The organism is Rhizobium sp. Rhizsp42, assembly GCF_047304155.1.
Taxonomy (GTDB): domain Bacteria; phylum Pseudomonadota; class Alphaproteobacteria; order Rhizobiales; family Rhizobiaceae; genus Rhizobium.
This window is the reverse complement of record NZ_JBGLYS010000001.1, coordinates 365,601-390,824: the sequence shown is the minus strand read 5'-3', so window position 1 is coordinate 390,824 and position 25,224 is coordinate 365,601. Positions and strand designations below refer to the sequence as shown.

28 protein-coding genes are annotated in these 25,224 nt (G+C 62.3%); 10 read left to right on the top strand and 18 right to left on the bottom strand.

Annotated features, from left to right (window positions below; genetic code table 11):
* Together msrQ and msrP are read right to left on the bottom strand one after the other, a co-directional pair.
* Positions 1-663, bottom strand: coding sequence for a protein-methionine-sulfoxide reductase heme-binding subunit MsrQ (gene msrQ / locus ACCD05_RS01970; RefSeq protein ID WP_413390862.1), 663 nt, complete (start codon positions 661-663; stop codon positions 1-3).
* Complete coding sequence (msrP, locus tag ACCD05_RS01965; RefSeq protein ID WP_413390860.1) at positions 663-1,610, bottom strand: protein-methionine-sulfoxide reductase catalytic subunit MsrP; 948 nt, start codon at positions 1,608-1,610, stop codon at positions 663-665. Before msrP ends, msrQ begins: the two co-directional genes overlap by 1 nt.
* Before the next feature lie 331 nt (positions 1,611-1,941).
* On the opposite strand from msrP, the gene ilvD reads away from it, so the two are divergent.
* A complete protein-coding gene (gene ilvD, locus ACCD05_RS01960; RefSeq protein ID WP_111561262.1) occupies positions 1,942-3,780 on the top strand; it encodes a dihydroxy-acid dehydratase in 1,839 nt (612 codons plus the stop codon).
* Between the two features lie 42 nt (positions 3,781-3,822).
* Here the strand turns inward: ilvD and ACCD05_RS01955 are convergent, their stop codons facing one another.
* Together ACCD05_RS01955 and ACCD05_RS01950 are read right to left on the bottom strand one after the other, a co-directional pair.
* The gene (locus ACCD05_RS01955) at positions 3,823-4,176 is read right to left on the bottom strand and encodes a lysozyme inhibitor LprI family protein (protein WP_413390857.1); all 354 of its coding nucleotides are present in this window, start codon (positions 4,174-4,176) and stop codon (positions 3,823-3,825) included.
* 18 nt (positions 4,177-4,194) lie between these two features.
* On the bottom strand, positions 4,195-4,575 hold the full coding sequence (locus ACCD05_RS01950) for a YkvA family protein (protein ID WP_413390855.1): 381 nt from the start codon (positions 4,573-4,575) through the stop codon (positions 4,195-4,197).
* A gap of 139 nt (positions 4,576-4,714) precedes the next feature.
* Here ACCD05_RS01950 and ACCD05_RS01945 point away from each other — a divergent pair, with 139 nt between their 5' ends.
* Both ACCD05_RS01945 and ACCD05_RS01940 read left to right on the top strand, forming a co-directional pair.
* Positions 4,715-6,133 carry a DegQ family serine endoprotease gene (locus ACCD05_RS01945; RefSeq protein WP_413390853.1) on the top strand — a complete coding sequence of 473 codons (1,419 nt, stop codon included), beginning with the start codon at positions 4,715-4,717 and terminating at the stop codon, positions 6,131-6,133.
* Positions 6,130-7,446 (top strand): replication-associated recombination protein A, encoded by a 1,317-nt coding sequence (locus ACCD05_RS01940; protein ID WP_113238539.1) that lies wholly within the window; start codon positions 6,130-6,132, stop codon positions 7,444-7,446. The genes ACCD05_RS01945 and ACCD05_RS01940 overlap by 4 nt, the downstream gene beginning before the upstream one ends.
* Here ACCD05_RS01940 and ACCD05_RS01935 read toward each other — a convergent pair whose 3' ends face one another.
* From ACCD05_RS01935 to ACCD05_RS01920, 4 genes are all read right to left on the bottom strand, one after another.
* Positions 7,447-7,755, bottom strand: coding sequence for a DUF1883 domain-containing protein (locus ACCD05_RS01935; protein WP_047509937.1), 309 nt, complete (start codon positions 7,753-7,755; stop codon positions 7,447-7,449).
* 115 nt (positions 7,756-7,870) lie between these two features.
* On the bottom strand, positions 7,871-8,131 hold the full coding sequence (locus tag ACCD05_RS01930) for a hypothetical protein (protein WP_413390850.1): 261 nt from the start codon (positions 8,129-8,131) through the stop codon (positions 7,871-7,873).
* Positions 8,132-8,180: 49 nt separating this feature from the next.
* Positions 8,181-9,080 carry a 4-hydroxy-tetrahydrodipicolinate synthase gene (gene dapA / locus ACCD05_RS01925; protein WP_413390848.1) on the bottom strand — a complete coding sequence of 300 codons (900 nt, stop codon included), beginning with the start codon at positions 9,078-9,080 and terminating at the stop codon, positions 8,181-8,183.
* Positions 9,081-9,114: 34 nt separating this feature from the next.
* Positions 9,115-9,249: a hypothetical protein gene (locus ACCD05_RS01920; protein ID WP_413390846.1), complete on the bottom strand. Its 135-nt coding sequence runs from the start codon at positions 9,247-9,249 to the stop codon at positions 9,115-9,117.
* A 327-nt stretch (positions 9,250-9,576) separates the two neighbouring features.
* Here ACCD05_RS01920 and ACCD05_RS01915 point away from each other — a divergent pair, with 327 nt between their 5' ends.
* Positions 9,577-9,996 carry a DoxX family protein gene (locus ACCD05_RS01915; RefSeq protein WP_413390844.1) on the top strand — a complete coding sequence of 140 codons (420 nt, stop codon included), beginning with the start codon at positions 9,577-9,579 and terminating at the stop codon, positions 9,994-9,996.
* Here the strand turns inward: ACCD05_RS01915 and ACCD05_RS01910 are convergent.
* The 5 genes from ACCD05_RS01910 to rplM form a co-directional block, all read right to left on the bottom strand.
* On the bottom strand, positions 9,985-10,776 hold the full coding sequence (locus ACCD05_RS01910; protein ID WP_413390842.1) for a sulfite exporter TauE/SafE family protein: 792 nt from the start codon (positions 10,774-10,776) through the stop codon (positions 9,985-9,987). The two genes, ACCD05_RS01915 and ACCD05_RS01910, sit on opposite strands and share 12 nt — an antisense overlap.
* Positions 10,777-10,792: 16 nt before the next feature.
* Entirely contained in the window at positions 10,793-11,725 is a 933-nt protein-coding gene (gene argC / locus ACCD05_RS01905; protein ID WP_413390840.1) for an N-acetyl-gamma-glutamyl-phosphate reductase, read from the bottom strand.
* Positions 11,726-11,788: 63 nt separating this feature from the next.
* The gene (gene speB / locus ACCD05_RS01900; protein ID WP_413390838.1) at positions 11,789-12,748 is read right to left on the bottom strand and encodes an agmatinase; all 960 of its coding nucleotides are present in this window, start codon (positions 12,746-12,748) and stop codon (positions 11,789-11,791) included.
* Between the two features lie 122 nt (positions 12,749-12,870).
* Positions 12,871-13,338 (bottom strand): 30S ribosomal protein S9, encoded by a 468-nt coding sequence (gene rpsI / locus ACCD05_RS01895; protein WP_037177440.1) that lies wholly within the window; start codon positions 13,336-13,338, stop codon positions 12,871-12,873.
* Between the two features lie 2 nt (positions 13,339-13,340).
* Positions 13,341-13,805: a 50S ribosomal protein L13 gene (gene rplM, locus ACCD05_RS01890; protein ID WP_018900238.1), complete on the bottom strand. Its 465-nt coding sequence runs from the start codon at positions 13,803-13,805 to the stop codon at positions 13,341-13,343.
* Positions 13,806-14,145: 340 nt separating this feature from the next.
* Between rplM and ACCD05_RS01885 the strand changes: the two genes are divergently transcribed.
* Positions 14,146-14,976 (top strand): enoyl-CoA hydratase, encoded by an 831-nt coding sequence (locus tag ACCD05_RS01885; RefSeq protein ID WP_413390835.1) that lies wholly within the window; start codon positions 14,146-14,148, stop codon positions 14,974-14,976.
* Between the two features lie 22 nt (positions 14,977-14,998).
* Here ACCD05_RS01885 and ACCD05_RS01880 read toward each other — a convergent pair whose 3' ends face one another.
* A complete protein-coding gene (locus tag ACCD05_RS01880; RefSeq protein ID WP_413390833.1) occupies positions 14,999-15,835 on the bottom strand; it encodes an EamA family transporter in 837 nt (278 codons plus the stop codon).
* A 402-nt stretch (positions 15,836-16,237) separates the two neighbouring features.
* On the bottom strand, positions 16,238-16,567 hold the full coding sequence (locus ACCD05_RS01875) for a hypothetical protein (RefSeq protein WP_413390831.1): 330 nt from the start codon (positions 16,565-16,567) through the stop codon (positions 16,238-16,240).
* 84 nt (positions 16,568-16,651) lie between these two features.
* On the opposite strand from ACCD05_RS01875, the gene ACCD05_RS01870 reads away from it, so the two are divergent.
* From ACCD05_RS01870 to ACCD05_RS01860, 3 genes are all read left to right on the top strand, one after another.
* Complete coding sequence (locus ACCD05_RS01870; protein ID WP_413390829.1) at positions 16,652-17,080, top strand: CoA-binding protein; 429 nt, start codon at positions 16,652-16,654, stop codon at positions 17,078-17,080.
* A gap of 126 nt (positions 17,081-17,206) precedes the next feature.
* Complete coding sequence (locus tag ACCD05_RS01865; RefSeq protein ID WP_413390827.1) at positions 17,207-18,490, top strand: O-acetylhomoserine aminocarboxypropyltransferase; 1,284 nt, start codon at positions 17,207-17,209, stop codon at positions 18,488-18,490.
* Positions 18,491-18,496: 6 nt separating this feature from the next.
* The gene (locus ACCD05_RS01860; protein ID WP_209233204.1) at positions 18,497-18,841 is read left to right on the top strand and encodes a cupin domain-containing protein; all 345 of its coding nucleotides are present in this window, start codon (positions 18,497-18,499) and stop codon (positions 18,839-18,841) included.
* Between the two features lie 39 nt (positions 18,842-18,880).
* On the opposite strand, the gene ACCD05_RS01855 is transcribed toward ACCD05_RS01860, so the two are convergent.
* Complete coding sequence (locus ACCD05_RS01855; protein WP_413390824.1) at positions 18,881-19,360, bottom strand: MarR family winged helix-turn-helix transcriptional regulator; 480 nt, start codon at positions 19,358-19,360, stop codon at positions 18,881-18,883.
* Between the two features lie 185 nt (positions 19,361-19,545).
* Here ACCD05_RS01855 and ACCD05_RS01850 point away from each other — a divergent pair, with 185 nt between their 5' ends.
* A complete protein-coding gene (locus ACCD05_RS01850) occupies positions 19,546-20,349 on the top strand; it encodes an SDR family NAD(P)-dependent oxidoreductase (protein ID WP_413390822.1) in 804 nt (267 codons plus the stop codon).
* On the opposite strand, the gene ACCD05_RS01845 is transcribed toward ACCD05_RS01850, so the two are convergent.
* Both ACCD05_RS01845 and ACCD05_RS01840 read right to left on the bottom strand, forming a co-directional pair.
* On the bottom strand, positions 20,346-21,713 hold the full coding sequence (locus tag ACCD05_RS01845; protein WP_413390820.1) for a sigma-54-dependent transcriptional regulator: 1,368 nt from the start codon (positions 21,711-21,713) through the stop codon (positions 20,346-20,348). The two genes, ACCD05_RS01850 and ACCD05_RS01845, sit on opposite strands and share 4 nt — an antisense overlap.
* Complete coding sequence (locus ACCD05_RS01840) at positions 21,710-23,572, bottom strand: sensor histidine kinase (protein WP_413391062.1); 1,863 nt, start codon at positions 23,570-23,572, stop codon at positions 21,710-21,712. The genes ACCD05_RS01845 and ACCD05_RS01840 overlap by 4 nt, the downstream gene beginning before the upstream one ends.
* A gap of 237 nt (positions 23,573-23,809) precedes the next feature.
* Here ACCD05_RS01840 and ACCD05_RS01835 point away from each other — a divergent pair, with 237 nt between their 5' ends.
* On the top strand, positions 23,810-25,144 hold the full coding sequence (locus tag ACCD05_RS01835; protein WP_047509971.1) for a dicarboxylate/amino acid:cation symporter: 1,335 nt from the start codon (positions 23,810-23,812) through the stop codon (positions 25,142-25,144).
* Positions 25,145-25,224: the final 80 nt, after the last annotated feature.

Below are 25,224 nucleotides of genomic sequence, written 5' to 3'. Positions count from 1 at the left end.
TCAGCCGGCAGCCTGGGCTGGACGCGTTCTGCCGCCTTGCCCGTTTCGGCTACGCTTCCTGCTCCGCGCAATTGGCCGCCATGACCGGTAGAGGATCATCAGGATGATCAGGCCGACATAGACATATTGCTCGAGATCCAGAAGCTTCGTAGACAGCGCAAAATGCACCGCGCCACAGGCGGCGATGATGTAGATTAGCTTGTGCAGCCAGATCCATTTCGATCCGAGCTTCCTGATCGACAGGTTGTTGGAGGTGACAGCCAGCGGCACGAGTAGCACAAGGCCGGCCATGCCGAACATGATGAAGGGACGCTTCATCACATCGTCGAGGACGGCGGAGACGTCGAGCGCCTGATCGAGCAGCATATAGACCGCGAAGTGCATGGCCACGTAGTAAAAAGCGAGAAGCCCCAGCGCGCGGCGATAGCGCAGATAGTTCCAGCCGAGGAGATCGCGGGCAGGGGAGACGGCGAGCGTCAGCACCAGGAAGCGGATCGCCCAGAGGCCCAGGAACAGCTCGAAGGTCTTGACCGGATCGGCGCCCAGCTGGTCGGTGGCGCCGAGATAGAAGGTCCAGGCGGCAGGCGCCAACCCGACGACATAGAGCAGCCAGACGGAGGCCGAATGCCATCGCTTCGGCAGGCTGAACGAGAGCGTTGCCATCAAAAGTTCGCCTTCAGGTCCATGCCCGCATAGAGGCTCGCCACCTCATCGCCATAGCCGTTGAACGGCAGCGTCGGATGGCGGCTGGCGCCGAAGAAGCCGCTCTCGCCGATCCGCCGCTCGGTCGCCTGGCTCCAGCGCGGATGATCGACGGCGGGGTTCACATTGGCATAGAAGCCGTATTCCTGCGAATTGGTGACCTGCCAGGTGTTCTTCGGCTCCTTGTCCGTCAGCGTGATCCTCACGATCGACTTGATGCCCTTGAAGCCATATTTCCAGGGAACGACCAGCCGGATCGGCGCGCCGTTCTGGTTCGGCAGCGTCTCGCCATATAGGCCGACGGCAAGCAGCGTCAGGGGGTGGTTGGCCTCGTCGAGCCGCAGCCCCTCCACATAGGGCCAGTTAAGCGACTGGAAGATCCCCTTCTGCCCCGGCATCTCCTCAGGGCGTACCACCGTCTCGAAGGCGACATACTTGGCGCTCCCGAGCGGCTCGACCTTGCTGAGCAGCGAAGCCAGCGGAAAGCCATCCCACGGGATCACCATCGACCAGGCTTCGACGCAGCGCATGCGATAGGTGCGGCTCTCGATCGGAAATTCCTTCATCAGCGCATCGAGATCGAAGGTGCCCGGCTTGTTGACCATGCCGTCGACCTTGATCGTCCAGGGCGCGGGCTTGAAGTCGCCGGACAGCGCCACCGGATCACCCTTGTCGAGACCGAACTCGTAGAAGTTATTGTAGGTCGTCACATCCTTGATCGGCGTCAGCTTCTCATCGACCTTGTACTTGCTATCGACCGCCGAGAGCGCGGCCGCGCTGGCCGTACCGGCACCCAATAGGCCGACGGCGCCGATGGCGGCGGCCCCAAGAAACTGGCGGCGATCGAGATAGGTCTGGCGCGGCGTGATCTCCGAAGAGGCGATCCTGGGTGGACGGTAGACGGGCATGATATCCTCCTGAGCAACCTAGCTCGGCATTGAACCTTCAACGCATTCAAGCTCGCTTCGGATCACTGTTTACGCCTTGAAGCGGCCGGCCGGGAAGCCAACTTATCGTGTAGCGAAAACGTAGCTTCTGCCTGTAACAAACCACGTTCCACCCACGTATATGATCGATGGACGCCTGAGGCGTACCGAGGAGTACCGCTTTTGCCTTTCCCGGTAGTGACAGCATATACTCTTTGGATTAGGACAATTCCAAAAAGCAGCGATAGTAGGAGCGTGTCGTCAAGATCCGCCCGGTATCGCGCAAGACTTCCGATGTTGTGAGGAAACACCAATGCCAGCTTATCGTTCGAGAACCACGACCCACGGCCGCAATATGGCGGGCGCACGCGGCCTTTGGCGCGCCACGGGCATGAAGGATTCGGATTTCGGCAAGCCGATTATCGCGGTGGTCAACTCCTTCACCCAGTTCGTGCCGGGCCACGTCCACCTGAAGGACCTCGGCCAGCTCGTCGCGCGCGAGATCGAAGCGGCCGGCGGTGTCGCCAAGGAGTTCAACACGATCGCTGTCGACGACGGTATCGCGATGGGCCATGACGGCATGCTTTATTCGCTGCCTTCGCGCGAACTGATCGCCGACAGCGTCGAATACATGGTCAACGCCCACTGCGCCGACGCCATGGTCTGCATCTCCAACTGCGACAAGATCACCCCCGGTATGCTGATGGCCTCGCTGCGCCTCAACATCCCGACGGTCTTCGTCTCCGGCGGCCCGATGGAAGCCGGCAAGGTCGTGCTGAACGGCAAGAAGGTCGCGCTCGACCTCGTCGACGCCATGGTCGCAGCCGCCGACGACAAGATCAGCGATGAAGACGTCGCCGTCATCGAGCGCTCTGCTTGCCCGACCTGCGGCTCCTGCTCCGGCATGTTCACGGCGAACTCGATGAACTGTCTGACGGAAGCGCTCGGCCTGTCATTACCCGGAAACGGCTCGACACTCGCCACCCATTCCGACCGCAAGGAACTCTTCCTTGAAGCCGGTCGTCGCGTCGTCGAGCTCGCCCGCCGTTATTACGAACAGGACGATCTGACCGCCCTGCCGCGCACTATCGCCAGCAAGGGCGCGTTCGAAAACGCCATGGCGCTCGATATTGCCATGGGCGGCTCGACCAATACCGTCCTGCACATTCTCGCGGCCGCGCATGAAGGCGAGATCGATTTCACGATGGACGATATCGATCGCCTGTCGCGTCGCGTTCCCTGCCTGTCGAAGGTCGCGCCCGCCAAGGCCGACGTTCACATGGAAGACGTTCACCGCGCTGGCGGCATCATGGCCATTCTCGGCGAACTCGACCGTGCCGGCCTGCTGAATGTCGATCTTCCGACGGTCCACTCTCCGACCATGCGTGAAGCGCTGGCGCAGTGGGATGTCGCGGTCACCGACAACAAGGCCGCCTTCGATCTCTTCAGCGCCGCCCCCGGCGGTGTTCCGACGCAGGTCGCCTTCAGCCAGAGCTCGCGCTGGGAAGAACTCGACCTCGACCGCGAAACCGGCGTCATCCGCGATGCCCAGCATCCCTTCTCCAAGGATGGCGGTCTGGCCGTCCTGAAGGGCAACCTCGCGCTCGACGGCTGCATCGTGAAGACCGCTGGCGTCGACGAATCGATCCTGAAGTTCTCCGGCCCGGCCAAGGTTTATGAAAGCCAGGACGCGGCCGTAAAGGCGATCCTGTCCAACGAAGTCGTCGCCGGCGATGTTGTGGTCATCCGCTACGAAGGTCCGAAGGGTGGTCCGGGCATGCAGGAAATGCTCTATCCGACGAGCTACCTGAAGTCGAAGGGCCTTGGAAAGGCCTGCGCTCTGATCACCGACGGCCGCTTCTCCGGCGGCACCTCGGGTCTGTCCATCGGCCACGCCTCTCCGGAAGCGGCCAATGGCGGCACCATCGGCCTCGTTCGCGAGGGCGACATGATCGATATCGACATCCCGAACCGCACGATCAGCCTGCGTGTCGACGACCAGGAACTGGCAACCCGCCGCGCCGAACAGGATGCCAAGGGCTGGCAGCCGGCCGAAAAGCGCAAGCGCAACGTCACGACCGCGCTGAAGGCTTATGCCGCCTTCGCAACCAGCGCCGACCGTGGCGCCGTTCGCGATCTCGGCGATCGCTGAACCTACTGATTGAAAGTCAGTTGCTCTATTAAACCGGTCGCCTCAAAGCGGCCGGTTTATGTTTTTGTAGGTTTCTGCCAGCTGCTTCAGCCGCTCGTCATAGGCGGCCTGGATGCAGGCGACGTCGGCGACGCAATCCTGGCGCTTCTTCAGCCACGCCGTCTGCTCGTCCTGCATCGTGCCGCGCGAGCCCATGGCAAGCAGGCCCGACAACAGCTCGAAGGTCGTCACCATCTTCACGTCGGCGTCGTTGAGCGAGCGGTTGTCGCAGATCGCTCTCTCGTCCGCCTTCAGCTCCTTTGCCTCGCAATCGAAGCTTGCCGCGCGGCCTGTCCCGGCGCAGCAAAGCAGCAGGGCGGCGGCGGTGAAGAGGAGGAGCTGGCGATATCGCGTCATGCACTGGTTCCTGTCTGTCTATCTGGCTCTCAAGAATGCCATGCCGACGAAGATGATGCAGCAAAGCCAGATGGCAAGGATGACGATCAGCCCGGCGCGACTTGTGGGCCGCTCCAGACGCGCGGCGGCGTCGGCACGCAGCTCCGCCATCACATCGGAAGGGATGAGCCTGACGGCGAGCATGATGCCCAAGGGCACGATGAGGAGATCGTCGAGATAGCCAAGCACGGGAATGAAATCGGGGATCAGGTCGATTGGCGACAACGCGTAGGCGGCAACTCCTCCCGCGGCCGCCTTGGCATACCAGGGCACGCGCGTGTCGCGTGCGGCGAGCCACAGGGCCACGACGTCACGCTTCAGTGACTTTGCCCAGAGTTTGGCCTTTGATATCAGTTGCATGCCTGTCGTTCCTGATTCAGTTTGGCAAGTATGTCGCGCATCGGTTCACCCGCCCTGTTCTTCCATGCTTCCGCCCTCTTTCCTTTCTAGCGTCCGGCACTACAACGTTCTCTCAAGACGATTTCAAGAAGGGATTATTATGCACGACCTGTTGAAGCGCGCCTATCTGCCGCTGCTTGCTCTGGTGCTTGCACTGCCGATCAATGCTCATGCCCAAACGGCCAATAGCGAGACGGGCAAGACCGTGCCGCAGAGCCGGATGGAGATGCAGCTGTCCTTCGCGCCGCTCGTCAAGCAGACGGCGGGCGCGGTGGTGAATGTTTATGCCGAAAAGACCGTGCGCCGCCAGTCGCCGTTTGCCGGCGATCCCTTCTTCGAGCAGTTCTTCGGCCAGCAGATGCCGAACCGTACGCAGAAGCAGTCTTCGCTCGGCTCGGGCGTCATCGTCGAGGCGAACGGCACGATCGTGACCAACAACCACGTCATCGAAGGTGCCGACGAAATCAAGATCGCGCTCTCGGATGGTCGTGAGTTTCCCTGCAAGGTCATTCTGAAGGACGATCGTCTGGACCTCGCCGTGCTCAAGGTCGATACCAAGGCGACGTTCCCGGCGCTTCCGATCGGCAATTCCGACGCCGTTGAGGTTGGCGATCTCGTACTTGCCATCGGCAACCCGTTCGGTGTCGGTCAGACGGTCACGTCAGGCATCGTCTCGGCGCTCGCGCGCAACCAGGTCGTCAAGGACGAGTTCGGCTTCTTCATCCAGACGGACGCCTCGATCAACCCCGGCAATTCCGGTGGCGCGCTGATGAACATGAAGGGCGAGCTGATCGGCATCAACACGGCCATCTTCTCGCGCGGCGGCGGGTCCAACGGCATCGGCTTCGCCATCCCCGCCAACCTCGTGAAAGTCTTCGTCGCTTCCGCTGACGCGGGCGTGAAGACCTTCGAGCGCCCCTATGTCGGCGCGACCTTCGATGCGGTCACCTCAGACGTTGCCGATGCGCTCGGCCTCGAAAAGGCGCGTGGCGCCATCGTCGTCAAGGTCACCGAAGGCGGCCCGGCCGCAAAGGCTGGCCTGAAGGCGGGCGAAGTCATCACCGCCGTCGATGGCATCTCGGTGGAGCATCCCGATGCGCTCTATTACCGCCTGACCACGGCCGGTCTCGGCAAGCCTGTCGATCTCGCCATCATCGACAACGGCAAGGAAGAGCACGTGAGGATGACGCTCGGCCAGGCGCCCGAGACGACGCCGCGCGACCAGCGCACGATCGGCGGCCGCTCGCCGTTTACAGGCACCGTCGTCGAGAACCTGTCGCCGCGCGTGGCCGATGAGCTGCGCATGGCAAGCGAGAGCACGGGCGTCGTCGTTTCGGAAGTGAAGGATGGCTCCGTTGCCCAGCAGCTCGGTTTCGAGCCGAAGGACATCATCGTCTCCGTCAACAGCGCCGATGTGAAGACCACGAAGGATCTTGCTACGTTGGCCGCGCAGAACCCGAGCTTCTGGCGCGTCGAGATCGAGCGCAATGGCCAGCGCATCCGGCAGTTCTTCCGATGAGCAATGATCTCTTCGCGCCGCGCATTCCGCCGGAGGTCGCCAACAGGCGGCCGCTCGCGGATCGGCTTCGCCCGCAGACCATCGCCGACGTTACCGGTCAGGATCACCTGACCGGCGAGGACGGTGTTCTCAGGCGGATGATCGAAAGCGGCTCGTTGGGATCGATGATCTTCTGGGGACCACCCGGAACCGGCAAGACCACCGTCGCGCGCCTGCTGTCGGGCGAGGCGGGTCTTGCCTTCGAACAGATTTCGGCGATCTTCTCAGGCGTCGCCGATCTCAAGAAGGTGTTCGAGGCCGCCCGCCTGCGCCGCATGGACGGGCGCCAGACGCTGCTCTTCGTCGACGAAATCCACCGCTTCAACCGTGCCCAGCAGGATAGCTTCCTGCCAGTGATGGAAGACGGCACCGTCATCCTCGTCGGCGCCACCACCGAGAACCCGTCCTTCGAACTCAACGCCGCTCTTTTGTCACGCGCCCGCGTGCTGACCTTCAAGTCGCATGACGATCAGAGCCTGGCCGAGCTCCTGAACCGCGCCGAGGCGATCGAGGGCAGGGAGCTGCCGCTGACGCCGGAAGCCCGCGTCAGCCTGCTGCGCATGGCCGATGGCGATGGCCGCGCCGTGCTGACGCTCGCTGAGGAAGTCTGGCGCGCTGCCCGCCGCGACGAAATCTTCGATACCGAGGGACTGACCAAGATCGTCCAGCGCCGCGCGCCAGTCTACGACAAGGCCCAGGACGGCCACTACAATCTGATCTCCGCGTTGCACAAGTCCGTGCGCGGCTCCGATCCCGATGCAGCGCTCTATTATCTGGCGCGCATGTTCGACGCCGGCGAGGATCCACTCTATCTCGGCCGCCGGCTGGTGCGCATGGCGGTCGAGGATATCGGCCTTGCCGATCCCCAGGCGCTTGTCATCTGTAACGCCGCCAAGGACGCCTACGATTATCTCGGCTCGCCCGAGGGGGAACTGGCGCTGGCACAGGCCTGCGTCTACCTCGCCACCGCGCCGAAATCCAACGCCGTCTACACCGCCTTCAAGGCCGCCACCATGGCCGCCAAGCAGAACGGCTCGCTATTGCCGCCCAAGCACATCCTGAACGCGCCGACCAAGCTGATGAAGGATGAGGGCTACAACGAAGGCTATCGCTACGACCACGACGAGCCGGACGCCTTTTCGGGCCAGGATTACTTCCCGGAGAAGATGGGTCGCCAGACTTTCTACGATCCGCCCGAGCGCGGCTTCGAGCGCGACATCCGCAAGCGGCTTGAATGGTGGTCGAAACTCAGGAAAGAGCGCAATCAGCGCTGATCAAGACGCACGCTTCTGGCCTGTGGGAGCGGTGATGATCTTGACGGATGATTCCGCAAGGCCGTGATGGCCTTCCATGTCGACCACGAGATGCCAGTGGCCGCTGTCGGGGATCGGCACCCGGATCGGAGATTTGCGCGCAACGCCGCCCACATATTTGAAGTCGAGCACTTCGGTAAAGCGCTGGTAGTTCGGCGATGTCATGAGCCGAACATTGGCGACTGCGTTCAAGGTCACCTCGATCACCGTTCCGGCGCGCTGCTCCTTGAGATCGTAATGAGTGAAGCGGAAATTCGGCTTGTTCGACATCGTGTCTGCTCGGTGTGGGGTAGGGGCCGATGATACGAAACGGCGGTTAAGGAAGCGTTCGCCAACGCCTGCGGGAACGCCGTTGTGCGCTCCCGCGGAGGTGGATCATGTCTCGTCAGTGCACATGTTCGCTGCCGCCGGGCCTATCGAAGGGTAGCAGCGTACGGGTGCGGGTGATCGCGATCTGCGTGGCATCGTGATCGCATTCGTCGGAGGCGAAATGCAATGCGGCGCTCTCGCTGATAAACAGACCACCGACGCGCCCCTCGCGATCCTGAACCACCCATCCGCCGCCCTTGCTCCGACCGATGGTAAAGCGCGGCAGGGGGCTGGGCTGGTTGGTCGCGGCGAGGGCACGCGCGTTGGAGGAGGGCATGATCTTTCCTTTCAGGTTGGATGATCGAGGCTGTGGTGGGAGTTGTCAGCTAAACCGCGCGCGCTTGGCGACGGCTCTCGGCGAGCCCCGTCAGCGCGGCGAAGACCGCCGCCTTCTCGGCGGCATCGAGGCCGGCCATCGGCAGGCGGACGTCATGGGAGGTGCCAAGCAGCACATGCAGTGCGTATTTGACGCGAGCTGGCGAGCCATTTTCGGCAAGCGCCCGAATGAGCGGTTGCAAACGGTCATGCAGCGCAATGGCCGCCGCCACGTTGCCCGCCTTCGCTGAGCGATGAAGCGAAGCAAACAGGCGCGGCTCGACATTCGCGCCCGACGACAGCATGCCGTCTCCGCCGCAAGCGAGAAACGAAAGCGCGCTGCCGTCATCGGATGACAGGGAGACGAAGCGCTGTCGCAGACGTGGCGTAAGGCGGGCCGCTGAACCGGTGGAATGGACGACGCCGAGGATGCTCTCAACGGGCGTCAGCGCCTCGAGGCTTTCAGGTGCCAGGCTGCTGGCGCAGCGCGAGGGGTTGTCATCGATGATGACAGGCAGATCGCTTGCCGCCGCCACCTGTTCGAAATGGTGGACGATACCCTTCAGCCCCGGTTTCGAATAATAGGGCACCGTGACCAGCGCCGCGTCGGCGCCGAGCTCCCGCGCCTCCAAAGTCAGCGCGATCGTGGTCGATGTGGCATTGGTGCCGGTGGCGGCGATGACGGGCGCCCGCTCAGCCGCGACCCTCACGCAGGTATGGATGATGGCCGCTCGCTCGGCGGGCGACAATGTCGGCCCTTCGCCGGTGACTGTGCAGACGGCCAGTCCGTCGATGCCGGAATTGATCTGCCTCTCCGCCAGCCGCTCGAGCATGGCAAGGTCGGGCCGGTCGTTCCTGAATGGCGTGACCAGCGCCGTGATCACAGGTCCCAGTCGTAGTCGTGTATCCATCCGCATGGCCGTGTCAGATACTGCCCCAGATGACCTAGATCTCCACGGCGGCAAGCACGAGGCCGAAGATGATCAGTAAGTGCGCCGTGCGCTTCTCGCGCATCTGCCGCTTGGGCACGGGCGGTCGTGGACGGCCGGTCGGAGGTTGGGCAAATAGGAAGTCTCGCATGACGTCTACCTCTGAATTTCGACCAAGGCTAACGCCGCGCGGCGTATGAAATCCATTCGCGGGTCTTCGACGGGAAATAGAAATCTCATAAAGGCGGGGTCGGCTGGCGGCGGACAGCGATTGCTAAATGGAATCCGAAATCATCGACTTGCGGCGCGTTTCGGACTCGACTTGCGAAGCACTTGAATCAGAATGGCAAGGTGCGGGAAGAGATTGTGCAAGGGCATGTCGGGAGCGTGCCCAACCGTTCGTCCTTGCATCATAAGCGGCACAATCGCGCTGCGGAGCGTTTACGCACAGGGCCGCTATCGGCACAGGGAGAGAGATATGGGCAGGACAATCGCAATTCTGATCGCAAGGCTGATCTTCGCCGGGGTGTTCATCATGGCGCTGAGCTTCAAGTTCATGGATATTTCGGCCACGGCCGGCTACATCGCCGCCGCCGGCTTTCCATTCCCGCTGTTTCTCGCCTGGATCGCTGCCTTCTTCGAACTGGGGCTGGCGCTCGCTTTCCTGACCGGCATCTTCTTTTCGCCGGCAGCCCTGCTGGCGGGGATCTATGTGATCTTCCTCGCGGTGGCATTCCACGGACCCGGACGCTGGGCCGGAAATCAGGCGGAATTCGGCTTCTTCATCGATCACTTCACCTTCCTGGCCGGCCTGCTCTTCGCGGCGGTCCACGGCCCAGGCGAGGCGCTGGTCGTCAAGACCGGCCAAGCCCGCCGGTCGTCTGCCCTAGCGCAGTAGGCCGTCGAGAGCGGGCATGCCGAGGAAGGCAGATGCGCCGATCAGCCCGTAGCAGATGATCCGAAAGGTGCTCTCCTTGGCGAAGCCGAAAAGCTTGGAGCCGAGATACAGGCCGATCGTATAGCTCGGCAGGATGACCAGCGTCAGCGCGAACACCGTGTCGACGAACAGCCCGCCGGCATAATAGCTGGCGACGCTGAAGCAGGTGGAGATCGCGAAGTAGATGATGATGTTGGAGCGCACCTTGGTGAACTCGGTCTTTCCGCCCAGCCAGTAGGCGACGACGGGCGGACCGCCGAGTTGGGCGGCACCGCTGAACAATCCTGCCACCAGCCCCACCGTGGCGCTGAGATAGGAATGCGGTTCCCCATGATAGCGCCAGCCCGAGACCAATAGCGCAAGCAGGAGCAGCGCGATCGCAGTGATCGACCAGCGCAGAAGCAGCGGGTCCATCAGCGTCAGCACCGCGGTTCCGGCGGGAACGCCGAGCATCGCACCGGCGGCCATGGTGAACACCTCGCGCCGGTTCGCACGCTTCCATGCGGGCGGGATCATCCCCAGCGTCGCCAATCCGTCGATGACGAGCAGCACCGGCGAGATCAGCTTCGGTCCGATGATGGCGCCGCCAAGCGGAATGAAGATCAGCGCCGCCCCGAATCCGGAGAATCCGCGGGCGAGCCCGGCAATGCAGGCGATGGCGATCAGCGTATAAAGTCCATGATCCGGCAGCGCGGCGGAAAGCCACGCGCCGATGTCGGCCATGCTACCGGAAAACGACATGAAAGCCCGGCTTCGCTCAGGAGGCCAGCATCAGGTTCATGTTCTGCACGGCAGCGCCAGAGGCACCCTTGCCGAGATTGTCGAGCAGGGCGACAAGATTGACCTGCGAACCACCCGGCGTGCCGAAGACGAAGAGCTTCATCGTGTCCTTGCCGGCGAGCTCGACGGCATCGACGCGTGCCATCTTGCTGCTGTCGGCGAGCGGAACGACCGTGACGATGTCCTGGCCGGCATAATGGGCGGTCAGCGCCGCGTGGATGCTCTCCAGCGTCGTGCCTGCGGCCAGCATGTCGAGATGCAGCGGAACCTGCACGATCATGCCCTGCGCGAACTTGCCGACCGACGGCGCGAAGATCGGCGCGCGGTCGAGCAGGCCGTGGATCTTCATCTCGGGCACATGCTTGTGCGTCAGCGTGAGGCCGTAGAGGAAGTGCGGCGCGCTGATCGCGTCGTCACGGCTCTGGTCTTCCATCTGCGCGATCATCTGCTTGCCGCCGCCGGTATAGCCGGAGACCGCGTTAACGGTGACGGGATAGCCATCTGAAAGAATGCCTGCGGCACGCAACGGCCGCATCAGGCCGATGGCGCCGGTCGGATAGCAGCCGGGATTGGCGACGAAGCGCGCCGAACTGATCTTGGCCGCCTGATCCTTGTCCATCTCGGCAAAGCCATAGGCCCAGGAAGGGTCGACGCGGTAGGCTGTCGAGGTGTCGATGACGCGGACATTGTTGTTGGCCGAGACCATCTGCACGGCTTCCTTCGACGCATCGTCGGGCAGGCAGAGAATGGCTATATCGGCGCTGTTGAGCATGTCCTCGCGGATCGCGGCATTGCGGCGCTCCGCTTCCGGAATGGACAGAAGCTCGACATCGCTGCGGCCGGCCATGCGCGTGCGGATCTGCAGGCCCGTCGTGCCGTGTTCGCCATCGATGAAGATCTTCGGTGCCATTGTCTTGCTCACACTTTCAATAGGTTAGAAAGAAGTCCGGAATCATTTTGGAAGATGGATGAGTCAGCCGTGTGACGCTGTCGCGCGTCGTTCGGCGTGCAGCCCCAGCATATACATCGCGACCGTCGCCCCCGCAATGGCGGTGATGTCGGCATGGTCGTAGGCGGGAGACACCTCGACGACGTCGGCGCCGCGGATATCGAGCTGATGCAGCCGCTGCAGCACGGAGAGGATCTTGGCGCTGGACGGGCCGCCGGAGACCGGCGTGCCGGTGCCGGGTGCATAGGCTGGATCCAGGCAATCGATATCGAAGGTCAGATAGCTGGGCGCACCCTTGGTGTGCGAGATGACCGTCGAGGCGATCTCGGCAGCGCTCATCTCCTCGACCTGATGGCCGTAGAGAATATTGATGCCGAAATCGTCGGGCGCATGCGTGCGGATGCCGATCTGGATCGACCGATCGGGATCGATGATGCCGTCGCGGACCGCGCGCGCCACGAAGGAGCCATGGTCGATCCGCTTGGCGTCGTCGAACCACGTATCCTGATGCGCGTCGAACTGCACCAGCGCCAGCGGGCCATGCTTGGCCGCATGCGCCTTGAGGATCGGCCACGTCACGTAATGGTCGCCGCCCAGCGTCAGCATGAAGGCGCCCGCATCGACGATCGTGTTCGCCTGCCGCTCGATTGCCGCTGGCGTCTCCTGGTGGTTGCCGTAGTCGAGCAGGCAATCGCCATAGTCGATGACGGCCATCTCGGCGAAGAGATCGCGATTGAAGGGGTATTGCGGATCATTGTCGAAGATCGCCGAAGCCCGCCGGATCGCCTGCGGCCCGAAACGCGTGCCCGGCCGGTTGGACGTCGCTGCATCGAACGGAACGCCCCATACCACCACATCGGCGCCGGTCAGATCCTTGGTGAAACGCCGGCGCATGAAGGACAGCGCACCCGCAAACGTCGGGTCAGTTGCCGCCGAGGTGAGGCTCGTTGCCGTGAAAGCATGATCGATCGACTTGTTGGCCAAGTGAATACTCCTTCTCGCCTGTTCGAAGAGGTATGCGATTTGAATATCGATTCAACAATTGCCAAAACGAAAAAAAGGCCGGGTTTGCACCCGACCTTTCCACATTCCGAAGTCTGAAGCGATTAACGCTTGGAGAACTGGAACGAACGGCGGGCCTTGGCCTTACCGTACTTCTTACGCTCGACGACGCGGCTGTCGCGGGTCAGGAAGCCACCCTTCTTCAGGACCGAGCGCAGGCCCGGTTCGAAGTAGGTGAGAGCCTTGGAAACGCCGTGACGAACGGCACCGGCCTGGCCGGAAAGACCGCCGCCGGCAACCGTTGCGATGATGTCGAACTGGCCGTCACGGGCAGCAGCGACGATCGGCTGACGCAGAATCATCTGCAGAACCGGACGCGCGAAGTATTCCGTGAATTCCTTGCCGTTGATGACGATCTTGCCGGAGCCCGGCTTGACCCATACACGAGCAACAGCGTTCTTGCGCTTGCCGGTCGCGTAGGAGCGGCCAAGCGAATCGACCTTACGGACGTGTGCCGGAGCCGAAGCTTCGGTAGCCGTGCCGAGATCCTTCAGGGAGGAGAGGTCAGCCATTCTTAGGCGCTCCTTACGTTCTTCTTGTTCAGCGAGGCGACGTCGAGAGCGACAGGCTGCTGAGCTTCATGAGGATGGTTGGAACCAGCGTAAACGCGCAGGTTCTTCATCTGGCGACGACCGAGCGGGCCACGCGGAACCATGCGCTCGACTGCCTTTTCAAGAACGCGCTCCGGGAAGCGGCCTTCCATGATCTGGCGAGCGGTACGCTCCTTGATGCCGCCGGCGAAACCCGTGTGCCAGTAGTAAACCTTGTCGGAATACTTCTTGCCGGTGAATACGACCTTGTCGGCATTGATGACGATGACATTGTCGCCGTCGTCAACGTGCGGAGTGAAGGTAGCCTTGTGCTTGCCGCGCAGACGCATGGCGATAACAGAAGCGAGACGACCAACGACAAGCCCTTCGGCGTCGATGATGACCCACTTCTTCTCTACCTCTGCAGGCTTCTGGGAGAAGGTTGCCATAGTAGTTACTCTCTTTTGATCCCTTGGCCCGAAGGCGAAAGGGCGTTTCTTGTTGCTTGATTTGGGAGCCCTGGGGCGCACCAAAAAGAAAGCAGCCGGGAAAGGCTGCGTTCTGGCGGTGTGTATAGAGGTTGAGGTCGGCAGCGTCAATATTGTCGCGGGCTGCAGTCGTAAAAACAAGTCAATGAAATCAATGCGTTAAGTATGTGGTATTTTGATACCTCAATTTTCGGCGTCTCGATGTGAGCGCTTTGGCGCCAGCGGCATCGCTTCTCCTCGAAAAGACTGGCCTTTTGTGGCAGGACTGATAGCACCAAATCGACATGCAGGGAGTTTTATCATGGCCGAAGTCCTATCGTTCCGCACCGATGCCAGCAAAGCCAGCGGTTCGCTCGTGCTGCGCCAGCTTTCCGATGGCGTGCTGCGGCTGACCCTGAATAATCCTCCCGCCAATCACCTGTCGCTCGCCATGATGGAGACGTTGATGGGTGAGCTGCAGAATGCGGCTGAGGACGACGACGTGCGCGTGGTGATCATCGCATCGACCGGCGATGTCTTCTCGGCCGGCCATGATCTCAAGGAGTTGACCGAGCATCGCGCCGACGCGGATGACGGCGAAGCCTTCTTCGAGGAGACCTTCGCGCTCGCGGCCGACGTGATGCTGGAAATCACCAAGCTCCCCAAGCCCGTCATCGCCGAGATCGACGGCCTTGCGACCGCCGCCGGATGCCAGCTCGTCGCTTCCTGCGATCTCGCGATCTGCACCGATACCGCGACATTCTGCACGCCGGGCGTCAACATCGGGCTTTTCTGCGCGACGCCGATGGTGGCGCTGACGCGCTCCGCCCATCGCAAGCAGGCGATGGAGATGCTGCTGACGGGCGAAACGATCGACGCGTCGACTGCCAAGGACTTCGGCCTGGTCAACCGCATCGTGCCGAAACAATATCTGCAGCAGGTCGTCACCAAATACGCGTCGGTGATTGCAAGCAAATCGCCCATGGCGCTCCAGATCGGCAAGGAAGCCTTCTATCGTCAGGTAGAAATGCCGATCGAGGAGGCCTATGGCTATGCCGCGGAAGTCATGGTGGACAGTATGATGACGGAAGATGCGGAAGAGGGGATCGGGGCATTCCTGGAGAACAGGATGCCGGATTGGACGAGGGACTGAACCCGGCGGAGCTCGGAGCCTTCTATGCCAGCTTCAGCAACAGCCCGCCGAGCGCGATGATCGCGCCGGCGAGATAGCGCCATGGGCTGGCTTTCTCCTCCAGGAAGACAACGGAGATGATGAGCGCGAAGAGGATAGATGTCTCGCGCAGCGCGGCGACGGTAGCCACCGGCGCCTTGGTCATGGCCCAGAGCGCCAGCCCATAGGATGCGATGGATCCGGTGCCGCCGATCAGGCCGCGCCACCAGTTCACCTTCACATGCATGGCAACCGCATAGGCGCCGCGCCGCGAGATCGCCCAGCTGAGCAGCAACACCGGCGGCAACAGCGACATCCACAGCGTATAGGAGATCGCATTGCCGGATATCCGCGCCCCGATGCCGTCGACATAAGTGTAGGTAGCGATGACCACGGCATTGGCGAGCGCCAGACGAATGGCGTGGCCGCTGCCGCGCTTGGCCTCGAAGGCGAGCGTCAGGATGCCGGCGCAGATGGTGATCGTGCCGATGAGCGCGCCGCCAGACAGGCTCTCTCCAAGTACGAAGCCGCTCGTTGCCGCCACCAAGAGCGGCGCGCAACCGCGCATCAGAGGATAGACGAGGCCGATATCGCCGGCTCGGTAGGCGCCTGCGACCAGCTGGAAATAGGCGAACTGCAAAATCGCCGAGGCGCCGATATAGGGCAGGGCCTCGATAGCGGGAAACGGCAGGAACGGGAGGAACGGCAAAGCCGCGATCGCTCCGCCCGCCGAGATCAGGCTGGCATCGAGCGCCTTGTCCGTCCCGGCCTTGATCAAGGCGTTCCAGGTCGCGTGAAGAAGCGCGCCGAACAGGACCAGCAGGATGACGGTGAGGGACAAAAGAACTACCTGATGGTGTGGCGAAAAGACGGGACAAAGCTTGTTACGCCGTCATCAGGAAAATGCAACAGCGGCCATTGAGACGAAGCTATGCAGCGCCGACCCTGCTTAATCGATTATGCAACCTTCGGACGATCATATCGCCAAGCGGTCGTTGCGATACGTACGCCAGAAGTTTCAAACATTTTTTCCTCATTCAACTATGAGGTGTTTCTAAAATGGCCGTGAACAGATGGGGACATAAACGGGATATACAATGAACATTTGCTAAGGCGAGTGCATTAACCCGACTGGGTGATGCAAATAGATCACAAAAAACCAAGCGAGGGCGAGATCGGCCTGTCAAAATTGGTGGGTTTTATGCCCGTCTGATGGGCAGCCGCTCAACCGGAATTTCAGGTCTCAGAGCGAATTATCCGGAATGAACAGCATCCCGTCCAGGTTGTCGATATTCTGACAGTTCAGAACCCGGCATTTCGCGTTGTCCTTGGTCGGAACCGTGGTCCATTCGGCATATTCGTTGGCGTCGCACATGCGGCTGTTGCGCACATATCTGTCGTAGAGCGTCATGCCGCGAACGCGGGTGGAGGGGTAGCGCAAGATAACCGCTCCCTCGTTATGGATGGCGGCGCGTGCCCGGTCGCAGCTGATCGTCTGCGAATTGTAGCGCGATATGGCGAGCGCCGGCGTGGCGGCGAGCAGCGCGGCGGCGAACACAAGCACTTTTCTCACGGCGATCTCCTCCTTCGGCGTCTGGCGTACCTATTATATATAGGAAACGCTTTAGCGCTGTCATTGAGTTGGAGACAAGGAAAGATGGATCACGATCACTATAGCGACGAATACATCCTCGATATTCTCCGGTCGGTGAAGACGATAGCGCTCACCGGCGCGTCGCCCAATCCCGCAAGGCCGAGCAATGGAGTCATGGGCTATCTTCTGTCGCGCGGCTATGAGGTCGTACCCGTCAATCCCGGCCAGGTCGGCAAGTGCATCCAGGGGCAGGAGGTCTTCGGTCACCTCGCTGAGGTGCCCGTGCCGGTCGACATGGTCGATGTCTTCCGCGCCTCGAATTATCTGTCGGAGGTAGTGGACGAGGCGCTGGCGATGAACCCGCGACCGAAAGTAATCTGGGCGCAGCTCGGCGTGCGCGACGATGCCGCTGCCGCCAAAGCCGAGGCGGCCGGCATCAAGGTTGTCATGGACCGCTGCCCGGCAATCGAGTACCCGCGCCTCATCGGCTGAGAAGGGCAAATTTTTCGCCAAACGCGTTTCGGTTGAAACGGATGGCGATTAACTTTTGCCGATCGTCCGCTATGCTCCGCCCAGCGAAGTTAAAGCAGCAAAGTCAAATCAGAACGGGAGGACTTCATGACCGCGAATGATCCGGGTTTCAATACGTTGGCCGTGCATGCGGGCGCAAAGCCCGATCCGGCGACCGGCGCCCGCGCCACGCCGATCTACCAGACGACGGCTTACGTCTTCAACGATGCCGATCACGCGGCGGCACTCTTCGGCCTGCAGGAATTCGGCAATATTTACACCCGCATCATGAACCCCACCCAGGCTGTGCTCGAAGAGCGTGTCGCAGCGCTTGAGGGCGGCACGGCGGCACTCGCCGTCGCCTCCGGCCATGCCGCTCAGATGATCGTCTTCCACACGCTGCTGCGCCCAGGCGAAAACTTCGTCGCAGCCAAGCGGCTCTATGGCGGCTCCATCAATCAGTTCGGCCATGCTTTCGATAATTTCGGCTGGCAGGTGCGCTGGGGTGATTCCGCCGATCCGGCGAGCTTCGAAAGCCAGATCGACGAGAACACCCGCGCCATCTTCATCGAAAGCCTCGCCAATCCCGGCGGGACCTTCGTCGATATCGCCGCGATCGCCGATGTCGCCCACAAGCACGGCCTGCCGCTGATCGTCGACAACACCATGGCGAGCCCCTATCTGATCCGCCCGATCGAGCACGGCGCCGATATCGTCGTGCATTCGCTGACCAAGTTCCTCGGCGGCCACGGCAATTCCATGGGCGGCATCATCGTCGACGGCGGCACCTTCGACTGGTCGAAGTCGGGCAACTACCCGATGCTCTCGAGCACGCGGCCGGAATATAACGGCGTGGTCCTGCATTCGACCTTCGGCAACTTCGCCTTCGCCATCGCCTGCCGCGTTCTCGGCCTGCGCGATCTCGGCCCGGCCATCTCGCCCTTCAATGCCTTCCTGATCCTAACCGGCATCGAGACGCTGCCGCTGCGCATGCAGCGCCATAGCGAAAACGCCGCGACGGTCGCCAAGTGGCTGAAAGCGCACAGCAAGATCGCTTGGGTCAATTACGCCGGCCTTGAGGACGATCCGAACCACGCGCTGCAGCAGCGCTATTCGCCAAAGGGAGCGGGCTCCGTCTTCACCTTCGGCGTCAAGGGCGGCTACGAGGCCGGCAAGTCGCTGGTCGAAGGCCTTCAGCTCTTCTCGCACCTCGCCAATATCGGCGACACCCGCTCCCTGGTCATCCACCCGGCCTCGACGACCCACCGCCAGCTGACCGACGAGCAAAAAACCGCTGCCGGCGCCGGCCCGGATGTCGTTCGCCTCTCGATCGGCATCGAGGACGTCAAGGACATCATCGCCGATCTCGAACAGTCGCTGGCGAAGGTGTAAGGCGCAATGGCAAAGCAGCTAAAGCTCGATATCGCGGGCGTCGAACCTGAAGTCGGCGCCCCGGCGGAGGATCGGTTGATCGCTGGCGATCCGCAGTTCCGGACATGGAACCTAGAAGAGGCTGATGGCGGTCTCTATGCGGGCATCTGGGAGGCGACGCCGGGCAAGTGGCGCATCGTCTATGACGAATGGGAGTACTTCAACGTTCTCTCTGGCCACTCGATCGTCACCGAAGACGATGGCGAGCCCTTCCACCTGCGCGCCGGCGACCGGATGATCCTGAGACCTGGCTTCAAGGGAACGTGGGAAGTCATTGAAACGACTCGCAAGGATTACGTCATCAGGCTCTGATGACGTAGTCCCCGTGCGGGGACAATGTTGCTGCGCTCTTCAATCCTGATCCTGTCGGGCGCCGGAAAAGGCCGCGGCAAAGCCCGGCGATGCTATGAGATCCATGGTCCGCCGCAGGCTTTCGGAGGCTTCCTTTCCGAAAGCCGCGTCGAAACGTGCCTGTGCCTCGCGCCACAGGTCGTTCGTCTCATTCCACAGCCGGTCGCCCTTCTGTGTCAGCCGCACGCGCTTGACGCGGCGGTCATGCTCGTCGGCAACCAGTTCCACGAGACCATCGCGCTGCAGCGGCTTCAGTGTGTGGCCGAGCGCGGAGAGATCCATCACCATCGCCTCGGCCAGCATTTTCAGCGGCGTTTCGCCGCCAAGCTTGATCTGGGTCAGCAGCGTGTACTGCGTGATCTTCAAGCCGCTCGGCGCCAGCACGTCTTCATAAAGCTGGCCCAATTGCCGTGAGGCGCGCTTGAGCGCGCTGTTGCTGCAATAATTCCATGCCCCGTCAGGGGTGTTGCTCTCTGCCATCGCATGTTCTCCATCGGTGATGTCTTCCGATTGGTGGCGATCCGTCAACCGCTAAACCACACATCTTTTTCATCGCCTCTTGCGCGCACCAATCCATGGCTTAAATATAGTGGCATATACCAGTAAATTCCAACGAGCCCCGCCAAATCGGGCAGGGTGAGTTTAAACAAGGAAGGAATGCCGCAATGTCCACCGCATCTCTGGGAACCGCACTCGTCACCGGCGCCTCGTCCGGCATCGGTGCCACCTACGCCGATCGCCTTGCCAAGCGCGGCCATGATCTCGTTCTCGTCGCCCGCGATGCCGCGCGTCTGCAGGCGCTGGCAGACAGGTTGGCCAAAGAGACCGGTGTGACGGTGAGTGTCCTTCCGGCCGACCTTACCGATCGCGCCGACGTCAGGATTGTCGAGAAGCGCCTGCGGGAAGACGCGGATATCAGCCTGCTCGTCAACAATGCCGGCATCGGCCCCAAGGGCACGCTGGTGGAGGATGACATCGATTATCTCGAAACGATGATCGAGCTGAACGTGGTTGCCGCCAACCGGCTTGCCGTTGCCGCCGCGCAGGCGTTTGCGGCGCGGGGCAGGGGCGCCATCGTCAACATCGCGTCGGTGGTTGCCTATATTCCGGAGCGTTTCAACGGCACCTACAGCGCCACCAAGGCTTTCGTCCTCAACCTCACCCAGGCCATCCATTCGGAAGTCGCGGAAAAGGGCGTCAAGGTTCAGGCGGTCATGCCCGGCCTGACCCGCACGGAAATCTTCGAGCGCGCCGGCCGCTCCTTCGACCAGATGCCGCCCTCGATGGTCATGGACGTGAACGACATGGTGGACGCAGCCCTTGCGGGCTTCGATCAAGGCGAACTGGTCACCATCCCGTCCTTACCCGATAGCGCCGATCTCGATGCCGCAACGGCAGCACGCCTGACGCTTGGGCCCAACCTCTCGCACAACAAGCCGGCAGCGCGCTATGGCGTAACGGCGGGCTAGTTCCGCTCATCGCTCGGCGCGAAGTCGGCACGCACGATGCCGTGGCGCTGCAGCTTGTCGTAGAAGGTCTTTCGCGGGATGCCGAGTTCCGCGATCGTCCTGCGCACATCGCCGTCATTGGCGTCGAGCACGTCGCGGATGATGCTCGCCTCGTAGCGATCCAGCCGATCGGGCAGGGGCAGACCCTCGCCGAGATCAGCGGGCTTCGCCTCGGACGCGCTGCCGGCGAACTGCTCAACGCCAAGCACAAAACGCTCGGCGAAATGGGAGAGTTCGCGCACGTTGCCGGGCCAGTCGTGTCCCTGCAAATGCCGGTGCACGGCGGAAGACGCGACCGGTATGTCCCGCTTGAAGCGCTTTGCCGCGCGCTCGGCGAAATAGCCGAAAAGCAGCGGAATGTCGTCGCGTCGTTCCCTGAGCGGCGGGATCGAGATCGTCACCACGTTCAGCCGGTAATAAAGATCCTCGCGAAAATCACCGCGCTGTCTCGGGTCGCCGAGATCGACCTTGGCGGCCGCGACTACGCGCAGGTCGACCGGTCTCACCTCGTTGGTCCCGAGCGGCGTCACCTCGCGCATTTCAAGCACGCGCAGCATCTGCACCTGTGTCGATGGCGCCATGCTCTCGATTTCGTCGAGAAACAGCGTACCGCCGCTGGCGTGCTCGATGCGCCCGACACGCTTCTTCTGCGCGCCGGTGAAGGCGCCTGGCTCGTGGCCGAACAGCTCGCTCTCGATGACGGTCTCCGGAAGGGCGCCGCAATTGAGCGCGACGAAGTTCCCGGCCTTGCGCCGCCCCCATTGGTGCAGCAGGCTGGCCACGACTTCCTTGCCGCTGCCGGTCTCGCCCGTCACCAGCACGTCGACATCGGTATCGGCGATCTGCCGCAGCGTATGGCGCAGCCGCTCCATCGCCGGGGTCTGGCCGATCAGCGGCAGGTCGTCGCGCACCTGCTCGCTCGCCTTGCGCAGGGCCCGGTTCTCCAGCACCAGACGCCGCTTCTCCACAGCCCGGCGCACGCTCTGCACCAGCCGGTCGGCGGGGAAGGGCTTGCTGATAAAGTCATACACACCCTGCTGGATCGCCTTCACCGCCATCGGAATATCGCCGTGACCGGTGACCAGGATGACGGGAAGATCCTCGTCCTGTCGCTGCACGCGGTCGAACAGTTGCAGGCCGTCGATCTGCGGCATGCGGATATCGGAGACAATGATGCCAGGAAAATCCGGCGTCAGCGCCGCAAGCGCATCGACCGCCGAGGAGAAGGCGGAAACGGAAAAGCCCGCCAGTTCCAGCGTCTGCTTGGTGGCACGCCGAAGGTCCTTGTCGTCGTCGACCAGGAAGATGGATGAGGCGTCTGTCATGGCTTTGCTCTCACGAGATGCACGATGAAACTCGTTCCCTGGTCGCTGCTGGAGACCTCGATGCGTCCGCCGTAATCGGCGACGATGTCCTTCGAGATCACCAGGCCAAGGCCGAGACCTTTCTCCTTGGAGGTGTTGAAGGGCGTAAACAGCGAGGCGAGGATGGCGGCGGGTATCCCCGGGCCGTTATCGGCGACGATCACCTCGACATCCTCATCCGTCGCGACCGCCAAGATTTCCACCCGCGCATCGCTGCGCCCCTCCAGCGCTTCCAGCGCGTTCTGAAACAGGTTGATCAGGATTTGCTCAAGCCGCACGCGATTGCCGAGAACCTGCAGCCCCGGCGGCGGCAGCTTGATGCTGAGCGCCTGCAACTGTCCGGCAAAGCGGCTCTTGAGCAGCACCACGGCACCCTCGATCACGTCGCGCAACTCCACCGGCTCCGGCGCCGTCCGGCCCTTGCGCGCAAAGGCCTTCAGCTCCTCGGTGATCGAGCCGATCCGCTCGGTCAGCGCAGCGATGGCGCCGAGGTTTTCCTTCACCGGCTCGGCCTGTTCGCGGTCGAGGAAGACGCGCGCATTATCAGCATAGGCGCGGATGGTCGCGACCGGTTGGTTGATCTCATGCGCAACACCGGCCGCGACCTGGCCGAGAATGGCAAGCCGGTTTGCCTGGACAAGCTCCTGCTGCACGACCTGCAGTCTGGATTCGGTATTCCTGTGATCGGCGATCTCTTCCTGCAGGCGGTCGCGCGCGCGGCTGAGGTCCTCGGTGCGGGCGGCGACCCGTCGCTCGAGTTCCTCTCGCATCGACAATTCGACCGCAATCCGCATGGCCGCACTCTGCCTGCGCCGGAGCAGGAATGCCGCAACCGCTAGGATCGGCACCAGCACGGCAAGCGACAGCAACCGCATCTCCCGCACAGAGGAGGCGACGGCGGCCTCCGTCGGCACCAGATACTCCAGCCGCCAGGGCGTCGTCGGCACCGTAGCGTAGAGGCGCAGGTATTCCGCGGCACTGCTGCCGGGAAGGATCGCGGAAACCAGCGACGTCTTGGGGTCGATGATATCGGGCCTGACGAGCGGCAGCGGCGTCAGCGGCGCGTCGCCGAATTGTAGGCTCTCGCGGATGGCGGCAAGCTCCTGCTGCGGGACCGGCACCGCCGTCATGAAGCGCCAGGAGGGGATGCTGGTGATCAGCACGACGCCGTGCTCGTCGGTCACGTAGACCGGCCGGCGCGTGTCGCGCCAATCGGTCTCGAGCTGGTCGAATTCCAGCTTCACCACCACGACGCCAAGCGGCGCATCGGCGCTGCCGACCCGGCGCGAGATGTAGAGGCCCGGGCGTTTGCTGACGCTGCCGAGCGCGAAATGCTCCGCCGTTCCCTGCTGCATCGCCCGCTTGAAATAGTCGCGGAATGTGTAGTCGTTGCCGACGAAACTGATCGGTTCACGCCAGTTGCTGGACGCGATGGCAAGACCATCGGTGCCGATGACATAGAGGACCGCGGCCTGCGTGCCCGTCACCAGCCGCTCCAGTTTGCGATTCAATATATCGATATCGGTGACGCTGGTGGAGGAGAGAGCATTCAAGACCTGCTGGTCCTCGGCGAGCAGCAATGGCAGCGCGCGCGGACGCTCAAGCACGGCCGTCAGCAGCGCCACCTTCAGGCTGGCATCGGTCTGGCTCTGGGTCGCGAGCGCGTTGATCGACGAACTGCGCCCGTAAAGCGCCGCACCGATCAGGGCTGCGACAAGCAAGGCGGCGGAGAGGGCGACAAACAGGATCCAGCCGCGCCGCGTCCTGCGATCGACGTCATCAATGGTCTCAAACCCCGGAATGCTCGGCGTATTTGGCATGGTGTTCAATGTGCGGATTTTCGCACATTCGTCAAATGAAATTGTGCGATAATGCGCGCAATCAAGCTCCGGCGACGTTTCAGTTGAAAAGAAAACTGTTTTGAATCATGGCGATATTGCGGCGCGCGGAAACTGGCACGGTCATTGCAAAGTAGCTGCGAATAGCCGGAAGGCTGTTGATTGAAACGCAGTTGCCCCGGGAGGCCGGTCAGGTTTGGGGGCTTTATGGAGGACACTATGGGTGTTGCAATTCCAGCCGCCGAGCCGCGGACAAAGATGCCGTTCTACCGGCATCTCTATTTCCAGGTCGTCGTCGCCATCATCGCCGGCATGCTGATCGGCCATTTCTGGCCGGACTTCGGCGCCAGCCTGAAGCCGCTAGGCGATGCCTTTATCCGCCTCGTCAAGATGATCATCGCACCGGTTATCTTCCTCACGGTCGCCACCGGCATCGCCGGCATGTCCGACCTGAAGAAGGTCGGCCGCGTCGCCGGCAAGGCGATGCTTTATTTCATCGTCTTCTCGACGCTGGCGCTCATCGTCGGCCTCATCGTCGGCAACCTGCTGCATCCGGGCTCCGGCATGAACATCGATCCGGCCACGCTCGATGGCAAGGCTGTCTCGACCTACGCCACCAAGGCGCATGAGACGACCATCACCGGCTTCCTGATGAACATCATCCCGGAAACCATCGTTGGTGCATTTGCCCAGGGCGACATCCTGCAGGTGCTGTTCTTCTCTGTCCTGTTCGGCATCGCGCTCGGCATGGTCGGCGAGAAGGGCAAGCCGGTCACGGATTTCCTGACCGCGCTTACCGCCCCGGTCTTCCGCCTCGTCGCCATCCTGATGAAGGCCGCCCCGATCGGTGCGTTCGGCGCCATGGCGTTCACCATCGGCAAGTACGGTATCGGCTCGGTCGCCAATCTCGCCTACCTCATCCTCACCTTCTACATCACCGCGCTTCTCTTCGTGCTGGTCGTGCTGGGTGCGGTTGCGAAGTATAACGGCTTCTCGATCCTGTCGCTGATCCGCTACATCAAGGAAGAGCTGCTGCTCGTCCTCGGCACGTCCTCGTCGGAAGCGGCTCTGCCGGGTCTGATGCAGAAGATGGAACGCGCCGGCTGCAAGCGCTCGGTCGTCGGCCTGGTCATCCCGACCGGCTATTCGTTCAATCTCGACGGCACCAACATCTACATGACGCTGGCGGCACTCTTCATCGCCCAGGCAACCGGCATCGATCTGTCGCTCGGCGACCAGATCCTGCTGCTCCTCGTTGCGATGCTGTCGTCCAAGGGTGCCGCCGGCATCACCGGCGCTGGCTTCATCACGCTGGCCGCGACCCTTTCGGTCGTGCCCTCGGTGCCGGTCGCCGGCATGGCGCTGATCCTCGGTATCGACCGCTTCATGTCGGAATGCCGCGCTCTGACCAACCTGGTCGGTAACGCTGTCGCCACCGTCGTGGTCGCTCGCTGGGAAAATGAGCTCGACCAGGAAAAGTTCGCCGCCGCCATGGCAGGCCAGCTGCCGGAAGAGCTCGATCAGCCGGTTCCGACGCTGCAGGCCGCCGAGTAAGGCAAACAAACCAAAGAACAGCCTGCCGTTAACCGGCAGCTGTGCCTCCCAAGGCGGATGGCCGCGCTCCCGAAAGGGAG

What these genes read in the sequence shown, in the direction of transcription:
- msrQ (WP_413390862.1), bottom strand. Translation starts at nt 663, where the DNA reads ATGGCAACGCTCTCGTTCAGCCTGCCGAAGCGATGGCATTCGGCCTCC.
- msrP (WP_413390860.1), bottom strand. Translation starts at nt 1,610, where the DNA reads ATGCCCGTCTACCGTCCACCCAGGATCGCCTCTTCGGAGATCACGCCG.
- ilvD (WP_111561262.1), top strand. Translation starts at nt 1,942, where the DNA reads ATGCCAGCTTATCGTTCGAGAACCACGACCCACGGCCGCAATATGGCG.
- ACCD05_RS01955 (WP_413390857.1), bottom strand. Translation starts at nt 4,176, where the DNA reads ATGACGCGATATCGCCAGCTCCTCCTCTTCACCGCCGCCGCCCTGCTG.
- ACCD05_RS01950 (WP_413390855.1), bottom strand. Translation starts at nt 4,575, where the DNA reads ATGCAACTGATATCAAAGGCCAAACTCTGGGCAAAGTCACTGAAGCGT.
- ACCD05_RS01945 (WP_413390853.1), top strand. Translation starts at nt 4,715, where the DNA reads ATGCACGACCTGTTGAAGCGCGCCTATCTGCCGCTGCTTGCTCTGGTG.
- ACCD05_RS01940 (WP_113238539.1), top strand. Translation starts at nt 6,130, where the DNA reads ATGAGCAATGATCTCTTCGCGCCGCGCATTCCGCCGGAGGTCGCCAAC.
- ACCD05_RS01935 (WP_047509937.1), bottom strand. Translation starts at nt 7,755, where the DNA reads ATGTCGAACAAGCCGAATTTCCGCTTCACTCATTACGATCTCAAGGAG.
- ACCD05_RS01930 (WP_413390850.1), bottom strand. Translation starts at nt 8,131, where the DNA reads ATGCCCTCCTCCAACGCGCGTGCCCTCGCCGCGACCAACCAGCCCAGC.
- dapA (WP_413390848.1), bottom strand. Translation starts at nt 9,080, where the DNA reads ATGGATACACGACTACGACTGGGACCTGTGATCACGGCGCTGGTCACG.
- ACCD05_RS01920 (WP_413390846.1), bottom strand. Translation starts at nt 9,249, where the DNA reads ATGCGAGACTTCCTATTTGCCCAACCTCCGACCGGCCGTCCACGACCG.
- ACCD05_RS01915 (WP_413390844.1), top strand. Translation starts at nt 9,577, where the DNA reads ATGGGCAGGACAATCGCAATTCTGATCGCAAGGCTGATCTTCGCCGGG.
- ACCD05_RS01910 (WP_413390842.1), bottom strand. Translation starts at nt 10,776, where the DNA reads ATGTCGTTTTCCGGTAGCATGGCCGACATCGGCGCGTGGCTTTCCGCC.
- argC (WP_413390840.1), bottom strand. Translation starts at nt 11,725, where the DNA reads ATGGCACCGAAGATCTTCATCGATGGCGAACACGGCACGACGGGCCTG.
- rpsI (WP_037177440.1), bottom strand. Translation starts at nt 13,338, where the DNA reads ATGGCTGACCTCTCCTCCCTGAAGGATCTCGGCACGGCTACCGAAGCT.
- rplM (WP_018900238.1), bottom strand. Translation starts at nt 13,805, where the DNA reads ATGGCAACCTTCTCCCAGAAGCCTGCAGAGGTAGAGAAGAAGTGGGTC.
- ACCD05_RS01885 (WP_413390835.1), top strand. Translation starts at nt 14,146, where the DNA reads ATGGCCGAAGTCCTATCGTTCCGCACCGATGCCAGCAAAGCCAGCGGT.
- ACCD05_RS01870 (WP_413390829.1), top strand. Translation starts at nt 16,652, where the DNA reads ATGGATCACGATCACTATAGCGACGAATACATCCTCGATATTCTCCGG.
- ACCD05_RS01865 (WP_413390827.1), top strand. Translation starts at nt 17,207, where the DNA reads ATGACCGCGAATGATCCGGGTTTCAATACGTTGGCCGTGCATGCGGGC.
- ACCD05_RS01860 (WP_209233204.1), top strand. Translation starts at nt 18,497, where the DNA reads ATGGCAAAGCAGCTAAAGCTCGATATCGCGGGCGTCGAACCTGAAGTC.
- ACCD05_RS01855 (WP_413390824.1), bottom strand. Translation starts at nt 19,360, where the DNA reads ATGGCAGAGAGCAACACCCCTGACGGGGCATGGAATTATTGCAGCAAC.
- ACCD05_RS01850 (WP_413390822.1), top strand. Translation starts at nt 19,546, where the DNA reads ATGTCCACCGCATCTCTGGGAACCGCACTCGTCACCGGCGCCTCGTCC.
- ACCD05_RS01845 (WP_413390820.1), bottom strand. Translation starts at nt 21,713, where the DNA reads ATGACAGACGCCTCATCCATCTTCCTGGTCGACGACGACAAGGACCTT.
- ACCD05_RS01840 (WP_413391062.1), bottom strand. Translation starts at nt 23,572, where the DNA reads ATGCCAAATACGCCGAGCATTCCGGGGTTTGAGACCATTGATGACGTC.
- ACCD05_RS01835 (WP_047509971.1), top strand. Translation starts at nt 23,810, where the DNA reads ATGGGTGTTGCAATTCCAGCCGCCGAGCCGCGGACAAAGATGCCGTTC.